This is a genomic window from Comamonas koreensis (assembly GCF_014076495.1).
Classification (GTDB): Bacteria; Pseudomonadota; Gammaproteobacteria; order Burkholderiales; family Burkholderiaceae_C; genus Comamonas; species Comamonas squillarum.
In genome coordinates this window covers 2,958,355-2,977,189 of record NZ_CP043575.1, presented here as the reverse complement: position 1 = coordinate 2,977,189, position 18,835 = coordinate 2,958,355, and the positions used below count along the sequence as shown (strand labels likewise).

15 protein-coding genes are annotated in these 18,835 nt (G+C 63.6%); 4 read left to right on the top strand and 11 right to left on the bottom strand.

Annotation, left to right across the window (positions count from 1 at the left end):
* Positions 1 to 12 precede the first annotated feature (12 nt).
* The 4 genes from F0Q04_RS13485 to F0Q04_RS13470 form a co-directional block, all read right to left on the bottom strand.
* Complete coding sequence (locus F0Q04_RS13485; protein ID WP_182341249.1) at positions 13 to 1,149, bottom strand: NAD(P)/FAD-dependent oxidoreductase; 1,137 nt, start codon at positions 1,147 to 1,149, stop codon at positions 13 to 15.
* 90 nt (positions 1,150 to 1,239) lie between these two features.
* Complete coding sequence (locus F0Q04_RS13480) at positions 1,240 to 2,760, bottom strand: TolC family protein (RefSeq protein WP_182341246.1); 1,521 nt, start codon at positions 2,758 to 2,760, stop codon at positions 1,240 to 1,242.
* A gap of 20 nt (positions 2,761 to 2,780) precedes the next feature.
* The gene (locus F0Q04_RS13475; protein WP_182341244.1) at positions 2,781 to 5,951 is read right to left on the bottom strand and encodes an efflux RND transporter permease subunit; all 3,171 of its coding nucleotides are present in this window, start codon (positions 5,949 to 5,951) and stop codon (positions 2,781 to 2,783) included.
* A gap of 26 nt (positions 5,952 to 5,977) precedes the next feature.
* Positions 5,978 to 7,273: an efflux RND transporter periplasmic adaptor subunit gene (locus F0Q04_RS13470; protein ID WP_420093960.1), complete on the bottom strand. Its 1,296-nt coding sequence runs from the start codon at positions 7,271 to 7,273 to the stop codon at positions 5,978 to 5,980.
* 238 nt (positions 7,274 to 7,511) lie between these two features.
* Between F0Q04_RS13470 and F0Q04_RS13465 the strand changes: the two genes are divergently transcribed.
* The 3 genes from F0Q04_RS13465 (at position 7,512) to F0Q04_RS13455 (ending at position 10,285) form a co-directional block, all read left to right on the top strand.
* Positions 7,512 to 7,916: a sirohydrochlorin chelatase gene (locus F0Q04_RS13465; protein WP_182341241.1), complete on the top strand. Its 405-nt coding sequence runs from the start codon at positions 7,512 to 7,514 to the stop codon at positions 7,914 to 7,916.
* Between the two features lie 170 nt (positions 7,917 to 8,086).
* Complete coding sequence (locus tag F0Q04_RS13460; RefSeq protein WP_116925620.1) at positions 8,087 to 9,028, top strand: CysB family HTH-type transcriptional regulator; 942 nt, start codon at positions 8,087 to 8,089, stop codon at positions 9,026 to 9,028.
* Between the two features lie 93 nt (positions 9,029 to 9,121).
* Positions 9,122 to 10,285, top strand: coding sequence for a pyridoxal phosphate-dependent aminotransferase (locus F0Q04_RS13455; RefSeq protein WP_182341236.1), 1,164 nt, complete (start codon positions 9,122 to 9,124; stop codon positions 10,283 to 10,285).
* A 78-nt stretch (positions 10,286 to 10,363) separates the two neighbouring features.
* On the opposite strand, the gene rng is transcribed toward F0Q04_RS13455, so the two are convergent.
* The 7 genes from rng to F0Q04_RS13420 all read right to left on the bottom strand — a co-directional run bounded on the left by rng (position 10,364) and on the right by F0Q04_RS13420 (position 17,143).
* Positions 10,364 to 11,851, bottom strand: coding sequence for a ribonuclease G (gene rng / locus F0Q04_RS13450; protein WP_182341233.1), 1,488 nt, complete (start codon positions 11,849 to 11,851; stop codon positions 10,364 to 10,366).
* A gap of 21 nt (positions 11,852 to 11,872) precedes the next feature.
* The gene (locus F0Q04_RS13445; RefSeq protein ID WP_182341230.1) at positions 11,873 to 12,487 is read right to left on the bottom strand and encodes a Maf family protein; all 615 of its coding nucleotides are present in this window, start codon (positions 12,485 to 12,487) and stop codon (positions 11,873 to 11,875) included.
* Between the two features lie 153 nt (positions 12,488 to 12,640).
* Entirely contained in the window at positions 12,641 to 13,108 is a 468-nt protein-coding gene (gene rlmH, locus F0Q04_RS13440) for a 23S rRNA (pseudouridine(1915)-N(3))-methyltransferase RlmH (RefSeq protein ID WP_116925617.1), read from the bottom strand.
* 73 nt (positions 13,109 to 13,181) lie between these two features.
* A complete protein-coding gene (gene rsfS, locus F0Q04_RS13435) occupies positions 13,182 to 13,901 on the bottom strand; it encodes a ribosome silencing factor (protein WP_182341227.1) in 720 nt (239 codons plus the stop codon).
* A 258-nt stretch (positions 13,902 to 14,159) separates the two neighbouring features.
* Complete coding sequence (gene hemF, locus F0Q04_RS13430; protein WP_116925615.1) at positions 14,160 to 15,095, bottom strand: oxygen-dependent coproporphyrinogen oxidase; 936 nt, start codon at positions 15,093 to 15,095, stop codon at positions 14,160 to 14,162.
* A gap of 54 nt (positions 15,096 to 15,149) precedes the next feature.
* Positions 15,150 to 16,427, bottom strand: a complete 1,278-nt coding sequence (gene purD / locus F0Q04_RS13425; protein WP_116925614.1) for a phosphoribosylamine--glycine ligase — start codon at positions 16,425 to 16,427, stop codon at positions 15,150 to 15,152.
* Positions 16,424 to 17,143 (bottom strand): YebC/PmpR family DNA-binding transcriptional regulator, encoded by a 720-nt coding sequence (locus tag F0Q04_RS13420; RefSeq protein ID WP_116925613.1) that lies wholly within the window; start codon positions 17,141 to 17,143, stop codon positions 16,424 to 16,426. The genes purD and F0Q04_RS13420 overlap by 4 nt, the downstream gene beginning before the upstream one ends.
* A 78-nt stretch (positions 17,144 to 17,221) precedes the next feature.
* On the opposite strand from F0Q04_RS13420, the gene F0Q04_RS13415 reads away from it, so the two are divergent.
* Positions 17,222 to 18,742, top strand: a complete 1,521-nt coding sequence (locus F0Q04_RS13415) for a helicase HerA-like C-terminal domain-containing protein (protein ID WP_182341224.1) — start codon at positions 17,222 to 17,224, stop codon at positions 18,740 to 18,742.
* Positions 18,743 to 18,835 lie beyond the last annotated feature (93 nt).

Sequence of the window (18,835 nt, the reverse complement as noted above, 5' to 3'; positions counted from 1 at the left end):
ACAAGGCGGGGCTCAGTCCGGGTGCGACACACCCAGGCGTTCATGCAGGCGTTTGCTGGTGGTCGTGTACTCCAGCAGCAGTTTATCGCCGCGCAGGTATTCTATGGCGGCCATCGCGGCCATCGTCGCTTCGTAAAAGCCGCTCAGAATCAGCTTGCGCTTGCCAGGATAGCTGACGATATCCCCTGCGGCATAGATACCGACGGCGTTGGTCTGGAAGGTATCGGTCGCCACTTGCAGCTGCTTTTTCGCAAGCGCCAGGTTCCAGTCGAGCAAGGGCCCGAGCTTGGGCGAGAGGCCCTGGAACACCCAGAGCTGGTCACAGGCCAGGCGCTGGTCCGCGCCATCGGCATCGACATAGTCGATAGCCTGCAGATGTTCCCCCGCATCGATAGCCTGGGGCATGCCAATGACGACCTCCACCCTGCCACTGGCACGCAGCTGCGCCAGGCGCTGCAGCAGCGCATCAGGCGCATTGAACTGGTCGCGCCGGTGCATCAGCACCAGCTGCGCGGCTTGCAAAGCGGCATGCCCTGCCGCTGTCAGCACGGCCTCGACGGCGGCCTCGTCGCCGCCATGGATCACAATGCGCGGCGCGGGGTGGCGCGCCAGTACCGGCTCCAGCCAGGCATCATCGAACGCGGGATGGTAGAAGACCTGGCTGCCCAACCAGGCGTCGAGCCCGGGCAGGCGCAGCTGCTTGGGCACAAAGGCCCCAACACCGGCGGTCACCACTACGGTACGGGCCAGCAGCCAGCGGGTCTGCAGCCCATCGATGGCCTGCAGCTGCACACGCCAACGGCCATCGCCATGGGGCAGCAGTTGCGCGACCTGGGTGTGGCCATGAAAAACGGGGTGGAAGGGCTGGATCTGTTGCTGCAGCTGCGCGGCCAGCTCGCGGCCGGTGCACAGCGCTATGCCGGGGATGTCGTAGATGGGCTTGTCGGCATAGAGCGCAATGCACTGGCCGCCCATCTGCGGCAGGCTGTCGCATAGATGGGCCTGCACGCCCTGCAAACCCAGCTGGAAGGCGGCAAACATGCCTACGGGCCCGGCGCCGACAATCAGCGCATCCACTGCCTGCGCCTGGGATTCGTCAAACTCGGAAGAGGTAATGCGGTCAGCAGGCGTGTGCAAGGTGTCAGTCATGCCGCCATGGTAGTGCAGCGCGCATTGCCCTCGCAGCATTGCGCGTTTGCGTTTGCACCTGAGCTTGCGAGGGTCCTAGCGCCTGCGACCTCACGACACCTTGTCGATACCCCCGCCCAGCGCCTTGTACAGGCTGATGCGGTTGACCTGCTCGGCCTGCATCAAGGTGATCTGGGTTTGCTGGGCCGCATAGAGGCTGCGCTGCGCATCGAGCACGGTGAGAAAGTCGTCGGCCCCGGCCTTGAAGCGCGCCTGCGACAGCTGCAGCACGCGGCTGGCCGCCTGCACCAAAGCCACTTGCGAGTTCAGGCGCCGCTGCATCGTGGCGCGATCGGCCAGCGCGTCGCTCACCTCGCGGAAAGCGACCTGGATGGCCTTGTCGTACTGGGCCAGCGCGGCATCGCGGTTCGCTTGCGCAATATCGAGGTTGGCCTGGTTGCGGCCACCGTCAAAAATCGGCAGACGGATCTGCGGCACAAAGCTCCAGGCGCGGTTGCGGCCATCGAACAGGCCCGAGAGCGCATCACTGGCAGTGCCGGCATTGGCCGTCAGGCTGATGGTAGGGAAGAAAGCCGCACGCGCCGCGCCAATGCTGGCGTACTGGGCCTGCAGGCTGTGCTCGGCAGCGGCCACATCGGGCCGGGCCAGCAGCACCTGCGATGACAGGCCGGTTGGCACCACGGTCATCGCGGTGGCGACGCCAGGCGCTTTGACCTGTGGCGTTGCGCCGTCGAGCAGCTGGCCCGAGCCCGCGCTCTTGACCTCATTGCTGCTGAGCGATGCACTGGGCGCCGGGGGCAGCATATCGCCCGACACCGGCCCGCCCACCAGCAGCTGCAGCGCATTGCGATCACGCGCCACCTGCGACTCGTAGGCAGCCACATCGTTGCGGGCGGTCTCGACCGCCGTCTGGTTCTGGGCCAGCACCAGACCGTTGGTGGCGCCCAGCTGGTGCATGCGCTGCACCAGTCCATAGCCCTGCTCGCGCGTGGCCAGCGTATCGCGCGCCAGTTGCAGGCGCTGCTGGTCGCTGGCCAGGGCCACCCAGGCATTGGCGATATCGGTGATCAGGCCCAGCTGCACACTGCGGCGGTTTTCTTCGACCAGCAGGTACTGCTGCAAGGCCGCCTCGCTCAGGTTGCGCACCCGGCCCCAAAAATCGAGCTCATAGCTGGCCAGACCCAGCTGCACGCTCACCTGGTTGGCCACGGACGACGGCGCCGTCGACGAGCGCAGATCATCTGCGGTGCGGGTGCGGCTGCCTTGGGCATTGGCGTTCAGGCTGGGCAGTTGGTCGGCGCGTTGCACACCGTATTGCGCGCGCGCCTTTTCGATATTGGCGATCGCCACGCGCAGATCGCGGTTGTTCTGCAGTCCCTGCTCGATCAACTGGCGCAGGCCTGCGCTCTCCACCCACTGCTGCCAGGGCAGCAGCTCCAAGGTATCGGCCACAGCGGGCTCCACGACAAAGTCGGCAGGCAAGGTCTGCGCCACGCCGTCGAGCGTAGCGGGCACCGCCGTTGGAGGGCGCTGGTACTGCGGTGCCAGGTTGCAGGCGGACAGCAGGCCCGCTGCCAAAAGCGACAGCGGCAAACGATAAGCACGTGTCATGGAAAAAGTGTCAAAACGGCTCATGGCGCGGTCTCCTGCGCGGGGCTGGGGTGCGCGGGCGCCTCGTCATGGCGGCTGCGGGAGCGGAACCAGCTGCGGATCAGCAGGAAAAAGACCGGCACCATGAAAATGCCGAGCACGGTCGAGGCCACCATACCGCCCAGCACCGCCGTGCCGATGGCATTGCGCCCGCCCGCCCCGGCGCCGGTGCCAATGGCCAGCGGAATCACGCCAAAGCCAAAAGCCAGCGAGGTCATCAGGATGGGGCGCAGGCGCAGGCGCACGGCTTCGACCGTCGCGTCGAACAGCTGCTTGCCCTGCTCCTGCAATTGCACCGCAAACTCCACAATCAAGATGGCATTCTTGGCCGCCAGGCCCACCGTGGTGAGCAGGCCCACCTGGAAATACACGTCGTTAGTCAGGCCCCGGGTATAGGTCGCCGCCAGTGCACCAATCACGCCCAGCGGCACGGCCAGCATCACCGACAGCGGCACGGTCCAGCTCTCGTAGAGCGCGGCCAGGCACAGGAACACGAACAGGATCGAGATCGCATAGAGCATCGGCGCCTGCGCTCCGGACTGGCGCTCTTGCAGCGAGGCGCCGGTCCATTCATAGCCCAGGCCGGCGGGCAGCTTGGCCAGGATGGCTTCGACCTCCTGCATCGCCGCGCCCGAGCTGATACCGGGTGCCGCGCGGCCTTCAAACTCATAGGCCGGGCTGCCGTTGTAGCGCAGCAGCTGGGGCGAGCCATAGGCCCAGTGGCTGTCCGAGAACGCGCCAAAGGGCACCATCTCGCCGTTCTTGTTGCGCACGGTCCATTTGGCGATGTCCTGGGGCAGCATGCGGTGCGGCGCATCACCCATGATGTAGACGCGCTTGACCCGGCCATTGTTCAAGAAGTCATTCACATAGGTGCCGCCCATCGCACTGGACAGCACGCTGTTGATGTCGGCATACGACAGCCCCAGCGCTGCGGCCTTGCGGTCGTCCACATCGACGCGCAGCTCGGCCGCATCGTCCAGATTGGTGGTGCGCACGGCAGTCAGATTGGGGTTGGCACGCATCGCGGCGAGCACCTGGTTGCTGGCGGCCAGCAGGCCATCGTGGCCGATGCTGTTCATGTCCTTGACCATGAAGTTGAAGCCCGAGCTGGCACCCAGGCCGCGCACGGCCGGCGGCAGAATCACCAAGACGCGTGCATCGCGGATGCGCGACAGGTCCTTGGTGGCCTTGTTGGCGATGGCTGCCGACGACTGCGATGGAAGCTTGCGCTCATCCCAGGGCTTGAGCCGGATGAAGCCACGCGCCGAGCTCTGGTCGCCGTTGAGGCCCGAGACCTGGTTGAAGCTGATGATGTCGGGTTGCTGGAGCAGGTACTCGCGCACCTCGTCGAGCACATCCTGCAGGCGCGCATCTGCCGCGCCCGAGGGCAGGTTGACGTTCACGTACAGAAAGCCCTGGTCCTCATCGGGCAGGAAGGACGTGGGCAGCTTGTGCATCAGCAGCCACACACCCAGCAGCACCGCGATAAAGATCAGCATCATGCGCTTGGCGCGGCGCAGGCTGCGGGCGACGATGCCCTGGTAGCGGCTGGCAGTGCGGTCAAAATTGCGGTTGAACCAGCGGAAGAACCGGTCGCTGATGCCAAACAGGCCCTTGCGAATGGCCCGCTCATGGCCGCCCGCATGCGCGGGCGCCTTCAGGATGGTGGCGCACAGCGCAGGGGTCAAGGTCAGCGCGACAAACACCGACAGCGCCATGGCCGCGACGATGGTGATCGAGAACTGGCGGTATATCACCCCGGTGGAGCCGCCAAAAAAGGCCATCGGCACAAACACCGCCGACAAGGTCACGCCAATGCCGACCAGCGCCGGCGTGATCTCGCGCATCGAGACCTTGGTCGCCTCCTTGGCGGACATGCCCGTCTCGTGCATCACCCGCTCGACGTTTTCCACCACGACAATGGCATCGTCCACCAATAAGCCGATGGCCAGCACCATCGCAAACATCGTCAAGGTATTGATCGAGTAACCGGCAATCGACAGCACGCCGAACGTGCCCAGCAGCACCACTGGCACGGCAATGGCCGGAATCAAGGTCGCGCGCAGGTTCTGCAAAAACACGAACATCACGATCACCACCAGCACCATGGCCTCGCCCAGCGCTGCGACCACCTCATGGATGGAGGCACGCACAAAGGGGGTGGAGTCCGAGCTGACGAAGTAGTCGATCTGGTTGGGGAAGTACGGCTTCATCTCGGCCAGCTTGGCCGCGACGGCATCGGACACCGCCATCGCATTGGCGCCATCGGCCAAGATGATGCCCATGCCAGCGCCGCGCATGCCATTGAGCTTGGCCTGCACGTTCAGGTTTTCCGCGCCCAGCTCCACCCGCGCCACATCCTTGATGGTGACCACCGAGCCATCGGTCGCAGCCTTGAGCACGATGTCCTCGAACTGGTCCACGGTCTTGAGCTTGGTGCGCGCGGTGATCGTGGCATTGAGCTGCTGGTTGTTCACCGCTGGCAGCGCGCCCAGCTGGCCGGCTGAGACCTGGGCGTTTTGCGCATTGAGCGCATTGGCCAGGTCCGACGGCATCAGGCCGAATTTCTCCATCTTGGCCGGGTCCATCCAGATGCGCATGGCATAGGACGTACCAAACACATTGATGTCGCCCACGCCTTCGAGGCGCCCGATCACATCGACCAGGCTGGCATTGATGTAGTCACCAATGTCGACCTCGGTCATCGTCGGGTCTTGCGAGTAGAAGCTGTAGGTGACCAGAAAATCCTGGCCGCCCTTGTTGATGAACACGCCCCGGCTCTTGACCGATTCGGGCAGGCGGTTGAGTGCCCCCTGGATCTTGTTTTGCACCTGCACCTGGGCCACGTCCACATTGGTGCCGGGCGCAAAGGTCAAGGTGATGCGGGCCTGGCCAGAGGCATTGCTGGTCGCGCTCATGTAGAGCATGTTGTCAATGCCCTTGAGCTGCTGCTCGATGATCTGGGTGACGGAGTTCTCCACCGTCTCGGCCGATGCACCGGTGTACTGGGTGCCGATGGTGACGCGTGGCGGCGCAATCTCGGGGTACTGCTCCAGCGGCAGCTTGGAGATGGACAGGGCCCCGCCCAGCATGATGATGATGGCGATCACCCACGCAAAAATGGGGCGCTGGATAAAAAACTGTGCCATGGATGCAGCCTCGGGTTCTGGGTGTCTTACTGGGCTGCTGCCGGCGCTGCGGCCTGGCCGGGAACGCGTCCCGGGCTGCGCACGCGCTCGGCCTGTGCCTTGAGGTCCACCTCGGCCACCCGCACCTTGTCACCGTCCTTGACGCGCTGGAAGCCATCGACCACCACGCGCTCACCGGACTTGAGCCCACTGCCCACCAGCCACTGGCTGCCCACAGCGCGGTCCAGTTGCAAGGTGCGCTTTTGCACCTTGTCCTCGGCGGTGACCACCAAGACGGTCGGCTTGCCGGTCAAATCGCGCACCACCGATTGCTGGGGCACGAGCAGCGCATCGGGCGCCACGGCCGTGGGCAGCAAGGCCTGCACATACATATTGGGCATCAGCACGCCATCGGGGTTGGGCACCTGCGCCCGCAAGGTGACCGTGCCCGTGGTGGCGCTGACAATCACGCCGGAGAACTTGAGCTTGGCCTCATGGCTGTATTCGGTGCCGTCATCGAGGCGGATGCGCACCGGAATCTGGTCGCCTTCGAGGCGTTGAAAGCGCCCCGCCTTCAGGTCGCGCTGCAGCTGCAGCATCTCGGTGCTCGATTGGGTGAAGTCCACATACATCGGATCGAGCTGCACCACGGTGGTGAGTGCCGTCGCCTGGTTGGCCGTGACCAGCGCACCGGGCGTGACGGCCGAGGTGCTGACCTTACCGCTGATGGGCGAGCTGATGCGGGTGTACTGCAGATTGATGCGCGCATTGTCCAGCGCGGCCTCGGCGACGGCCACATCGGAGGCGGTCTGCGCGACCAGCGCCTGGCTGTCATCAAACACCTGGCGGCTGATGGCATCGATCTTGACCAGCTCGCTGTTGCGCGCTGCGTTGCTACGCGCCGTCTGCGCCGTGGCCTTGGCTTTGGCCAGTGCCGCCTCGGCGCTGTTGACCGCGGCCCGCGCGGGCCGGTCATCGAGCTGGTAGAGCGCCTGACCGGCCTTGACCGAGGCACCTTCGGTGAACAGGCGCTTTTCGACAATGCCGTTGGCCTGGGGGCGAATCTCGGCAATCATGAAGGCATTGGTGCGGCCCGGCAGCTCGGCGGTCAGCTGCTGCGATGCGGATTGCACGGTGATGATGCCCACCTCCGGGGCCTGCGGCGCTGCAGCGGTGGGCGCAGGTTTGTCCGTGCAGGCAGTCAGCAGGCCCAGGGCTGCGACCACCGCGCCAACCCGGGCGAGCTGGCCAAACGTACAGGGGGAGGAAAGCTTTCCGACAGTTGCCAAAGATTGAAACGGTGCCAGAGACTGGCGCGAAAAATTGGAAACATCCGGCATCATCGGTTTTGGCTTCAGGTAGAGCAAACTACTATTTTTACAGCTAAATATGTAGGCAGTGTAAAGCGTTGCGCAGGATGGGCAGGTTTTTCGGACCTGGCCGCGCAAGCTGTACATTTTGCTACATGCGGTATCAGCGCGGGCGCCAATCGCGCCCATCCATGGGAAAGCGATAATGATCAAAGGTTCCAAGCTTTACAGCCGCAAACACCTTTCCACCTTAGACCACCACCATCGCCCCATGCCATCGCCCTCCTCTGCCACTGGCCTCATCCTGCTGTCTCACGGCTCCAAGGACCCCGTCTGGCGCCGCAATGCCGAACACCTGCTCGCCCAGGTGCAGCAAGCGCAACCGGCTGCTGCTGTGGCTTGCGCCTACCTGGACTGGTGCGAGCCGCCGCTCGGCCCCGCCGTGGCCCAGCTGCTGCAGTCGCATCCGCAGCTGACCCACATCACCATCTGGCCCCTGCTTTTTGGCGTGGGCAAGCATGCCAGCGAAGACATTCCTGCGCTCGTTGAGGAGCTTGCTCCCCTCTACCCCCAGCTGCAGCTGCGCATCGCCCCGGCGATGGGCGAGGATGCCCGGGTCATCCAGCTGTTGGCGGACATGGCTGGCGGCTATCTGCAAGGCAAGCTGCAGGGCTAGTGGCCCGAGTCGCATCGCCGAACTATATGGGCCTAGACGCCACGCCTATGGCGATGCGCGGCAAGCGCGGCGTGCCAAAATTCCGCCCCGCCGCTTGGGTTTCTGTCTAAGGGCTGCTTTTTATATTCCAATCAAGCATAATGATGCACATTCATATTCCGCATCATTGTATGAACCTGCATCAGTTCCGCTTTGTGCAAGAGGCCGCGCGCCGCAACCTCAATCTGACCGAGGCGGCCAAGGCATTGCACACCTCGCAACCCGGCGTCTCCAAGGCCATCATCGAGCTGGAAGAGGAACTGGGCATCGACATCTTTGCACGCCACGGCAAGCGCCTCAAACGCATCACCGAGCCGGGCCAGCAGGTGCTGCGCAGTATCGAGATCATCATGCGCGAGGTCGGCAACCTCAAGCGCATTGGCGACCAGTACAGCGCGCAGGACAGCGGCACCCTCTCCATCGCCACCACCCACACCCAGGCGCGCTATGTGCTGCCCACCCCGGTGGCGCGGTTGCGTGAGCACTACCCCAAGGTGACGGTCAGCCTGCACCAGGCCACGCCCGCCGAAGTCGCGCGCATGGTGATCGATGAGCAGGCCGACCTGGGCATGGCCACCGAGTCGCTTGCCGACTACCCCGAGCTGGTGACCCTGCCCTGCTACGAATGGCAGCACGTGCTAGTCATGCCGCACCAGCACCCGCTGGCGCAAAAGGAACGCATCAACCTCGAAGACATTGCGGCCGAGCCCTTGATCACCTACCACCCCTCCTTCACCGGCCGGGGCAAGATCGATTCGGCGATGGCAGCCCGCCAGCTCACGCCCAAGATCGTGCTCGAAGCGATTGACTCCGACGTCATCAAGACCTATGTCCGCCTGGGCCTGGGCATTGGCATCGTGGCCGAGATGGCCATGCGCGATGACCCGATCAAGGACCTGGCCGTGCGGCCCATGGGTCACCTCTTTGGCGAGAGTGTGGCGCGCGTGGCCTTCAAGCGCGGCGCCTATATGCGCAATTTCGTCTACAAATTTGCCGAGCTGATCAGCGACCGTTTGAACCGTGATCTGATCGGCCGAGCGATGGTCGGCCATGTGGCTGACTACGAGCTCTGATCCGCAACCCTTTTCACCCCCATTTTTGATCGATGGATGCATGGTTCGCGGCCCCGCTGGCCGGCCGTGGTCTTGTGTCCCGCCCCGTCCACCATGTCCGCTTCTGCCCTGACCCCATCCTTCCCCAGCCGCCTGCCCAACGTGGGCACCACCATTTTCACCGTCATGTCGGCGCTCGCGACCGAGCACAAGGCCGTCAATCTGGGCCAGGGTTTCCCGGACTTTGGCTGTGATCCGGCTTTGATCGACAGCGTCAGCCGCGCCATGCAGGCCGGCCACAACCAGTACCCGCCAATGACCGGTGTGCCAGCCTTGCGCGAGGTGGTGGCCCAGAAAATCGAAGCGCTCTATGGCAAGCGCTATGACGCCAACAGCGAAATCACTGTCACCGCCGGTGCCACCCAGGCCATCCTCACCGTCATCCTCAGCTGCGTGAGCCCCGGCGATGAAGTCATCGTGCTGGACCCCTGCTATGACAGCTATGTGCCCAATATCGAGCTGGCTGGCGGCGTGCCGGTGCGCGTGCCGCTGACCCCCAAGACCTTCCGCCCTGATTTTGGCAAGATCGCGGCAGCCATCACGCCCAAGACGCGCCTGCTGCTGATCAACACGCCGCACAACCCCAGCGGCACCACCTGGACCGCGCAGGAGATGCAGCAGCTGCAAGACCTGCTGGCCCCGACCAGCATCCTGCTCTTGGCCGATGAGGTTTACGAGCACATGGTGTTCGACGGCGAGCGCCATGAAAGCGCATCACGCTACCCGGGCCTGGCCGCGCGCGCCTATGTGGTCAGCAGCTTTGGCAAGACCTTCCATGTGACCGGCTGGAAGGTGGCCACCGTGGCCGCACCGGCGCCGCTGACGGCGGAATTTCGCAAGGTGCACCAGTTCAATGTCTTCACGGTCAACACCCCCATGCAGGTGGGGCTGGCCGAGTATTTGAAGGACCCCGCGCCCTACCTGAACCTGCCGGCCTTCTACCAAAAGAAGCGCGACCTGTTCCGCGCCGGCCTCGAAGGCTCGCGCCTCAAGCTCCTGCCCAGCTCAGGCACCTATTTCCAATGCGTGGATATCTCGGCCGTGACCGATGCCAGCGAAGCGGAGTTCTGCCAGCAACTGGTCAAGGACCTGGGCGTTGCAGCCATTCCTCTCTCCGCCTTTTATGGCGACGGCTTTGACCAGCAGGTGGTGCGCTTTTGCTACGCCAAAAAGGATGAAACGTTGCTGGCGGCGCTGGAGCGCCTGCACAAGCTTTAAGCAGCCGTCCCATAGCAAAAGCCCGGCGAGAACCGATCTTGCCGGGCTTTTTGCTGGGTGGATGCAGCCGACTTGGAGCTACAGCAGCACGATGTCGTACTGGTCCGAACCATCCCGCCCTTCGGCCTGCAGCGAGATCGGCTTGCCGATGAAATCGGACAGGCCGGCCAGGTGCTGGCTCTCTTCGTCCAGCAGCATCTCGATCACCGGAGGGGCTGCGAGCACGCGGAACTCCTTGGGGTTGAACTGGCGTGCCTCGCGCAAAATCTCGCGCAGGATGTCGTAGCAGACGGTGCGCACGGTCTTGACTTCACCGACGCCATGGCAGACCGGGCACGAGGTGCAAAGCATATGCGCGAGGGACTCGCGCGTGCGCTTGCGCGTCATCTCTACCAGGCCCAGCTGGGAGAACTCGCCGCACATGGTCTTGACGCGATCGCGCTGCAGCTGCTTGCGCAGCTCATGCAGCACCTGCGCCTGGTGGTCCTCGTGCACCATGTCGATGAAGTCGACGATGATGATGCCGCCCAGGTTGCGCAACCGCAGCTGCCGGGCAATGGCATGGGCCGCTTCCAGGTTGGTCTTGAAGATAGTGTCGTCAAAATTGCGCGCACCCACATAGCCGCCGGTGTTCACGTCGACCGTGGTCAGGGCCTCGGTCTGGTCCACGATCAGGTAGCCGCCCGACTTGAGATCCACACGCCGGCCCAGCGCGCGGGCAATCTCCTCGTCAACCGAGTACAGGTCGAAGATCGGGCGCTCGCCCTTGTAGAGCTGCAGCTTGGGGAGCGCGGCGGGCATGAACTCCTGGCCAAACTGCTGCAGCAGCACAAACTGCTCGCGCGAATCGATGCGGATCGACTGGGTGTTTTCCGTGACCATGTCGCGCAGCACGCGCTGCATGAGGCTCAGGTCCTGGTGCAACAAGCTCTTGGCGGCTTGCTTGGCAGCGCTGTCCTTGATGCGCTTCCAGACCTTGCGCAGGTAGCTGATGTCCTCGGCCAGTTCCTCATCGCTGGAGTCCTCGCCATTGGTGCGCAGGATAAAACCGCCGCCCCCGCCGGTTTGCGCCGTGCCCACCAATGCCTGCAGGCGGGCGCGCAACGCATCACGTTCGTTCTGGGGGATTTTTTGCGAGACGCCGATATGGTCGTCCTGGGGCAGAAACACCAGCAGGCGCCCGGCCACGCTGATCTGGGTGGACAGCCGCGCGCCCTTGGTGCCGATCGGGTCCTTGATGACCTGCACCATGATCGACTGGCCTTCGAAGATCTGCTTTTCAATCGGTACCTGGGGCTCGCCCTTGCGCGCAAACATCGGCGCCAGGCCACCCTCCTGGCGCTGCCAGACATCGGCCACATGCAAGAACGCGGCGCGCTCCAGACCAATGTCGATAAAGGCCGATTGCATGCCGGGCAGCACGCGCGATATCTTGCCCAGGTAAACATTGCCTACGAGGCCTCGCTCCAGGGTGCGCTCGTGGTGCAGCTCCTGCACGGCGCCACCCTCAATGATGGCCACGCGCGTCTCCTGCGGCGCCCAATTGATCAAAATATCATTTTGCATAGAAGTCATTCTTAGAGGGCCTTAAATGGCAAACCCTGCAGCCCGCAGCACCTGGGCCGTCTCGAACACGGGCAGCCCCATGATGCCGGAATAACTGCCGCTGATCTTGGCAATATACGCTGCCGCCCGCCCCTGCACGCCATAGGCGCCCGCCTTGCCCATGGGCTCACCACTGGCAACATACGCCTCGATCTGCGCGGCATCGATAGGCGCAAACTGCACGCTGGAGACGGACAAGGCCGTCAAGCGCTTGCGCCCGCTTTGCAGGGCCACAGCGGTCAATACCCGGTGCGTCTTGCCGCTGAGTGCCTGCAGCATCTCGCTCGCTTGCTGCGGCGTCTCGGGCTTGCCCAGAATATGCCGGCCCAGCGACACCGTGGTGTCAGAGCACAGAATCGGTGCTGGGTCCAAGCCGCGCCGCTGCAGCCGGGCCAACGCGGCATCGAGCTTCAGCCCGGTCACGCGCTGCACATAGTCGGTGGCCGATTCGCGCGGCAGCACCTGCTCCAGTGCTTCAGGGTCCTGGGATTCGGGATCGCCGTCCTGGGCCACCAGCAAGCGGTGGGCGATACCAATCTGTTCGAGCAGTTGACTGCGCCGCGGGGACTGTGACGCCAGGTAGACGAAGGGATGCATGGTGGGAAGCGAGGCCTTGATTTGAAAAAAGCGCCTGTGCCCATCAATCCAGCGCAAGCAGCTATTATTTTTGCAGCATAACGCATCCGGCATCCCGCTGGCAAGCGGGGATATTGCCCTGCCCTCGCCCACCCGAGCGCAGGCGCTCTGGGCCTACTCGCGGTGGTAGGGGTGGCCGGCATTGACCGACCAGGCGCGGTAGAGCTGCTCGATCAGCAGCACCCGCACCATCGCATGGGGCAAGGTCATGTCCGAGAGGCGAATGCGCTCATGCGCAGCAGCCTTGAACTCGGGGTCCAGCCCATCGGGGCCACCAATGATCAGCGCCACATCGTCACCCTCGAGCTGCCAGCCCTTGACCCGCTGGGCCAGCGCCTTGGTGGTCAGGTTGGTGCCGCGCTCATCGAGCACCACAATGCGTGTGCCGCGCGGGATCGCCGCCTCGATGCGCTTGCGCTCGGCGGCGTACAGGGTCTCCACCGTCTTGGAGCCGCGCGGCTCGGTCTTGACCGCCTTGAGCTCCACCTTCAGCTCGGGCGGGAAGCGCTTGGCATAGTCGTCATAAGCGGTCTGCGCCCAATCGGGTACATGCTGGCCCACCGCAACAATGAAAATCTTCATGCGAAATCTCCAATGAAAAAGAGCTGTCCTGCTTGGCAGTACAGCTCTTTGCAACCCGCAGGTTGAGGGGGTGTTACTTGGCCTTGCTGGTCGCGCGCTTGGCCGCTGGCTTGTTGGCTGCAGGCTTGGCGACGGCCGACTTGGCTGCGGGCTTGCTGGCCTTGGGCTTGTTGATCACGACGGTCTTGACGGTGGCAGCAGCGCTGGTCTTCTTGGCCGCAGGCTTTTTGGCCACGGTGCCCGAGATCTTCTTGACCGCTGGCTTCTTCGCAGCGGTCTTCTTCACTGGTGCATCGGCAGCGCTGGCAGCAGCGGCAGGCTTGCGTGCAGCGGGCTTCTTCTTGCTGTCAGCAGCGGTGTCGGCAACGGCTTCTGGTTTGGCCTTGGCCGGCTTGGCGGTCTTGGGCTTGGCAGCGCCCAGCTTGACGCGCACGGGCGTGTCGCCCCACATCTCTTCGAGGCGGTAGTACTGGCGGATCATCGGCTGCATGATGTGGGCCACAACCGGGCCGCAGTCGACAATGATCCATTCGCCGTTGTCTTCGCCTTCGGTGCGTGGCTTGGGAAAGCCCGCTTCCTTGACGGCGTCCTTGACGCTGGCAGCCAAGGCCTTGGTCTGGCGGTTCGAGGTACCGGCAGCGACGATCACGCGCTCAAACAGCGGCGAGAGGTGCTCGGTATTGAAAACCTGGATATCTTGTGCTTTCACATCTTCCAGCCCATCAACGATGGCACGCTGCAGCAATTGCACAGATTTCTTGGCAGTGGATTCGGATTTTTTGGCGGTGGTCATCAGTCGGTGATGGATGAAAGTGTTTGTACTATAGCGCGTGTTGCAGTTATTGTTGATCGCGTCAACACGCCGTGGCAAAAGGGCAAGGCCTTCAAGAGATACTGCCGCACAGCCTGCGATGGGGCATGAATACGGTCAGCGGAACGTCAATTATACGCAAGCTGCGCCAAATGGCGCCCTGGTAAGGCCTTGCAGTGCAGACGGCAGGCCCCGCCAGCCCTGCCACAAGTGGTGCCGGCGGACTGAGGCGGCCGGTGTTTACAGCCAATCACGCGGCTGCAAAAAGTCCGCAAGCAAACGCGCTTCGGGCGAGCCCTCTGGGTCCTGGCGCTGGTAGCTCCAGCTCGCCAGGGGCGGCATCGACAGCAGGATCGATTCCGTGCGCCCGCCCGACTGCAGGCCAAAGTGGGTGCCCCGGTCCCAGACCAGGTTGAACTCCACATAGCGCCCGCGCCGGTAGAGCTGGAACTCGCGCTCGCGCTCGCCATAGACCTCGTCCTTGCGGCGCTGCACGATGGGCACATAGGCCTTCAAAAAGGCATCGCCCACCGACTGCAGCATTGCAAAGCCGCCCTCAAAGCCCAGCTCGGAGAAGTCATCAAAGAAGATGCCGCCGATGCCGCGCGCTTCGTTGCGGTGCTTGAGGAAAAAATAGCTGTCACACCACTGCTTGAAGCGCGGGTACAGCTCGGCACCGAAGGGCGCTACCGCATCGTGGCAGACCTGGTGGAAATGCTGCGCATCCTGCGCAAACGGGTAGAACGGCGTCAGATCCATGCCGCCACCAAACCAGCAGGTGGCCGGCTGGCCGGGGTGGCCTGCGGCAATCATGCGCACATTCATGTGCACCGTGGGCACATAGGGGTTGCGCGGATGGAAGACCAGGGACACGCCCATGGCCGTGAAAGGGGCACCTGCCAGTTCCGGCCGGTGCTGGGTGGCCGAAGGCGGCAGCTGCGGGCCCCGCACTTGCGAGAAACCCACGCCTGCGCGCTCAAACACCGTGCCGCCTTCGAGGATCTTGGTCAGACCCTGGCCTTGCAGCTTTTCGCCAGGTGCCTTTTGCCAGGCGTCGGCCAGAAAGCGCACGGCGCTGCCCGCCTCCTGCTCCAGCGCCTCAACGGCCTCGGTGATCGAGGCCTGCAGCGACTGGAGATAGGCGGCCACCGCCAGGGCCTGGGTTCCAGCGTTCACTTGGTCAACGGACGAGGACAGCACGGGCCTGGCTCACTGTGGGCTTGTTGGCAGTCACTTGACCGCGCGGTAGCCGATGTCATGGCGGTATTGCGCGCCATCGAAATGCACCTGGGCGGCAGCGGCATACACGCGCTGCTGCGCCTGCTTGACGTTGTCGGCCAAGGCGGTCACGCACAGCACGCGGCCACCGCTGGTGACGGGCTTGCCATCCTGCACCGTGGTGCCGGCGTGAAAGACCATCACCTCTTCTTCATCCTCGGGCAGGCCGGTGATCACATCGCCCTTGCGGGGAGCGTCCGGGTAGCCATGGGCGGCCATCACCACACCCAGGGCCGTGCGGCGGTCCCACTGCAGCTCGATCTGGTCGAGCTTGCCATCGGTCGCAGCCTGCATCACATCGACCAGATCGCTCTTGAGGCGCATCATGATCGGCTGGGTCTCAGGGTCACCCATGCGGCAGTTGAACTCCAAGGTCTTGGGGTGCCCCGCCTTGTCGATCATCAGGCCCGCGTACAAGAAGCCGGTGTAGGGAATGCCGTCTTTTTCCATGCCACGGATGGTGGGCAGAATGATCTCGCGCATCGCGCGGGCATGCACATCGGCCGTCACCACCGGGGCGGGCGAGTAGGCACCCATGCCGCCGGTATTGGGGCCCTGGTCACCGTCTTTGAGGCGCTTGTGGTCCTGGCTGGTCGCCATGGCCGCCACGCTCTTGCCGTCGCACAGCACGATGAAGCTGGCCTCTTCGCCGTCGAGGAACTCCTCGATCACCACACGGGCGCCGCCGTCGTTATGGGCAACGCCGTACTTGTTGTCCACCAGCATGAAGTCCACGGCATCGTGCGCTTCCTGGGCCGTGGTAGCCACCACCACACCCTTGCCGGCGGCCAGGCCGTCGGCCTTGACGACGATGGGCGCGCCCAGCTTGTCGATGTAGGCATGGGCCGCCACCGGATCGCTGAAGGTCTCGTACTGCGCCGTCGGGATGCCATGGCGCGCCATGAAATCCTTGGAAAAAGCCTTGGAGCTCTCCAGCTGTGCAGCGGCCTTGGTCGGGCCAAAGATCTTCATGCCGTGCGCGCGGAACTCGTCGACCACGCCGGCGGCCAAAGGCGCCTCGGGGCCCACCACGGACAGCTGCACACCGTTGTCCTGCGCCCATTCGCGCAGTTGGACCACATCGGTGATCGGCAGGTTTTCTAGACGCTTGTCGCGTGCGGTGCCTGCGTTACCCGGGGCTACATAGACCTTGGAGACCTTGGGCGATTGCGCCAACTTCCAGGCCATTGCGTGTTCACGGCCGCCGCCACCAATCACAAGTACCTTCATAGCGCCGCGTTATGGTAAACATCTTGAACATCATCCAGATCTTCCAATGCGTCCAGCAATTTTTGCATCTTGGCCGCACCTTCCTCATCCAGATCTACGGTATTTTCGGGGCGCATCGTCACCTCGGCCACTTCGGGCTTGAAGCCCGCTGCCTCCAGCGCATTGCGCACCGCTTCGAATTCTGACGGGGGCGTCAGCACTTCGACGGCGCCCTCCTCGTCGGTGATCACATCCTCGGCGCCCGCATCGAGCGCCACTTCCATGATCTTGTCCTCGTCGGCACCGGGGGCGAACACCAGCTGCCCCAGGTTGCGGAACTGGAAGGACACCGAGCCTTCGGTGCCCATGTTGCCGCCGTGCTTGCTGAACGCATGGCGCACATCGGCCACCGTGCGCACGCGGTTGTCCGTCATGGTGTCAACAATGATGGCCGCGCCACCAATGCCATAGCCTTCGTAGCGGATTTCCTCGTACGTCACCCCTTCGAGGTTGCCGGTGGCCTTGTCGATGTTGCGCTTGATGTTGTCGGCCGGCATGTTGGCCGCCTTGGCCTTGTCGATCGCCAGACGCAGGCGCGGGTTGGCGCTCAAATCCGCACCGCCCTGCCGCGCAGCGACCATAATTTCACGAATGATACGGGTCCATACCTTGCCGCGTTTTTCGTCCTGACGACCCTTGCGGTGTTGAATATTGGCCCATTTGCTGTGTCCTGCCACAGAATTTCCTTTGCTATTGTTTTATCTAGCTAGACTGCGATTTTACTTTTGACTTTGATGCTGGAGAGGAAACCTACGATGGCTGAACCCCTACTGGTTGCCAAAAATGGCACAACGGAGTGTTTTTTACTTCCCGGCCTCGCCAACCGCCACGGGCTGATCACCGGCGCGACCGGCACGGGCAAGACTGTAACCCTTCAGACATTGGCCGAGGGATTCTCGGGCATTGGCGTGCCGGTGTTCATGGCCGATATCAAGGGCGATTTGACCGGCATCAGCCAGGTAGGCCAGATTGGCGGCAAGCTCGCTGCCACCTTGCAAGACCGTGGTATTGACCTGCCCACGCCCAAGGCCTGCCCCACCACCTTGTGGGATGTGTTTGGCGAGCAAGGCCACCCGGTGCGCGCCACCATCTCGGACATGGGCCCGCTGCTGCTGGGCCGCATGCTGGACCTGAACGACACGCAGATGGGCGTGCTCAACCTGGTCTTCAAGATCGCCGATGACAACGGCATGCTGCTGCTGGACCTGAAGGACCTGCGCGCCATGCTCTCCTATGTGGGTGAGAACGCCAAGCAGTTCACCACCGACTACGGCAACATCAGCTCGGCCAGCGTGGGCGCCATCCAGCGCGGCCTGTTGCAGGTCGAGCAGCAAGGCGGCAGCAACTTCTTTGGCGAGCCCATGCTCAACATCGACGACATGATGCAAACGGTGGGCACGCAAGGGGTGATCAACATCCTGGCGGCCGACAAGCTGATGAATTCGCCGCGCCTGTATTCCACCTTTTTGCTGTGGATGCTGTCCGATCTGTACGAGAAACTGCCGGAAATTGGTGACCCCGACAAGCCCAAGCTGGTGTTTTTCTTTGACGAAGCCCACCTCTTGTTCAATGACGCACCCAAGGTGCTGCAAGAGCGCATTGAGCTGGTCGTGCGCCTGGTGCGCTCCAAGGGCGTGGGCGTGTATTTCGTCACGCAAAACCCGCTGGATATTCCCGACAGCGTGCTCGCCCAGCTGGGCAACCGCGTGCAGCATGCGCTGCGCGCCTTCACGCCGCGCGACCAGAAGGCCGTCAAGGCCACCGCCACCACCATGCGCGCCAACCCGGGCTTGAACATTGAAGCGGCCATCACCGAGCTGGCAGTGGGCGAGGCGCTTGTGAGCTTTCTCGACGAAAAAGGCCGCCCCAGCGTGACCGAGCGCGTCTATGTGCTGCCGCCTGGCAGCCAGATCGGCCCCATCAGCACCGAGCAGCGCCAGGCCTTGCTGAAAAATTCGCTGGTCGCTGGCGTCTATGACGCGCCGGTGGACCGTGAGTCGGCCTACGAGATCCTGAAGGCACGAGCCGGACAGGCCACGGCAGAGCAAGGCGGCAAGGCCGGTGCAGGCACAGCAGGTGGTGCCGCAGCCCCAGAGGAAGGCGGCCTGATGGGCAGCATCAACGACATCCTGTTTGGCACCACCGGTCCGCGCGGCGGCAAGAAGGACGGCATCGTGCAGTCCATGGCCAAATCCACCGCCCGCTCCTTTGGCACCAAGCTGGGCAACCAGATTCTGCGCGGCGTGCTGGGCAGCATCATGGGTGGCAAAAAATAAAACTGCCCGCCTGTGTGACCTGGCAAACCTGGCAGGCCTTACAGGGCGCAGGCAAAGAAAAAGCCGGCAATTGAACTGCACCCCAAAAGTTGG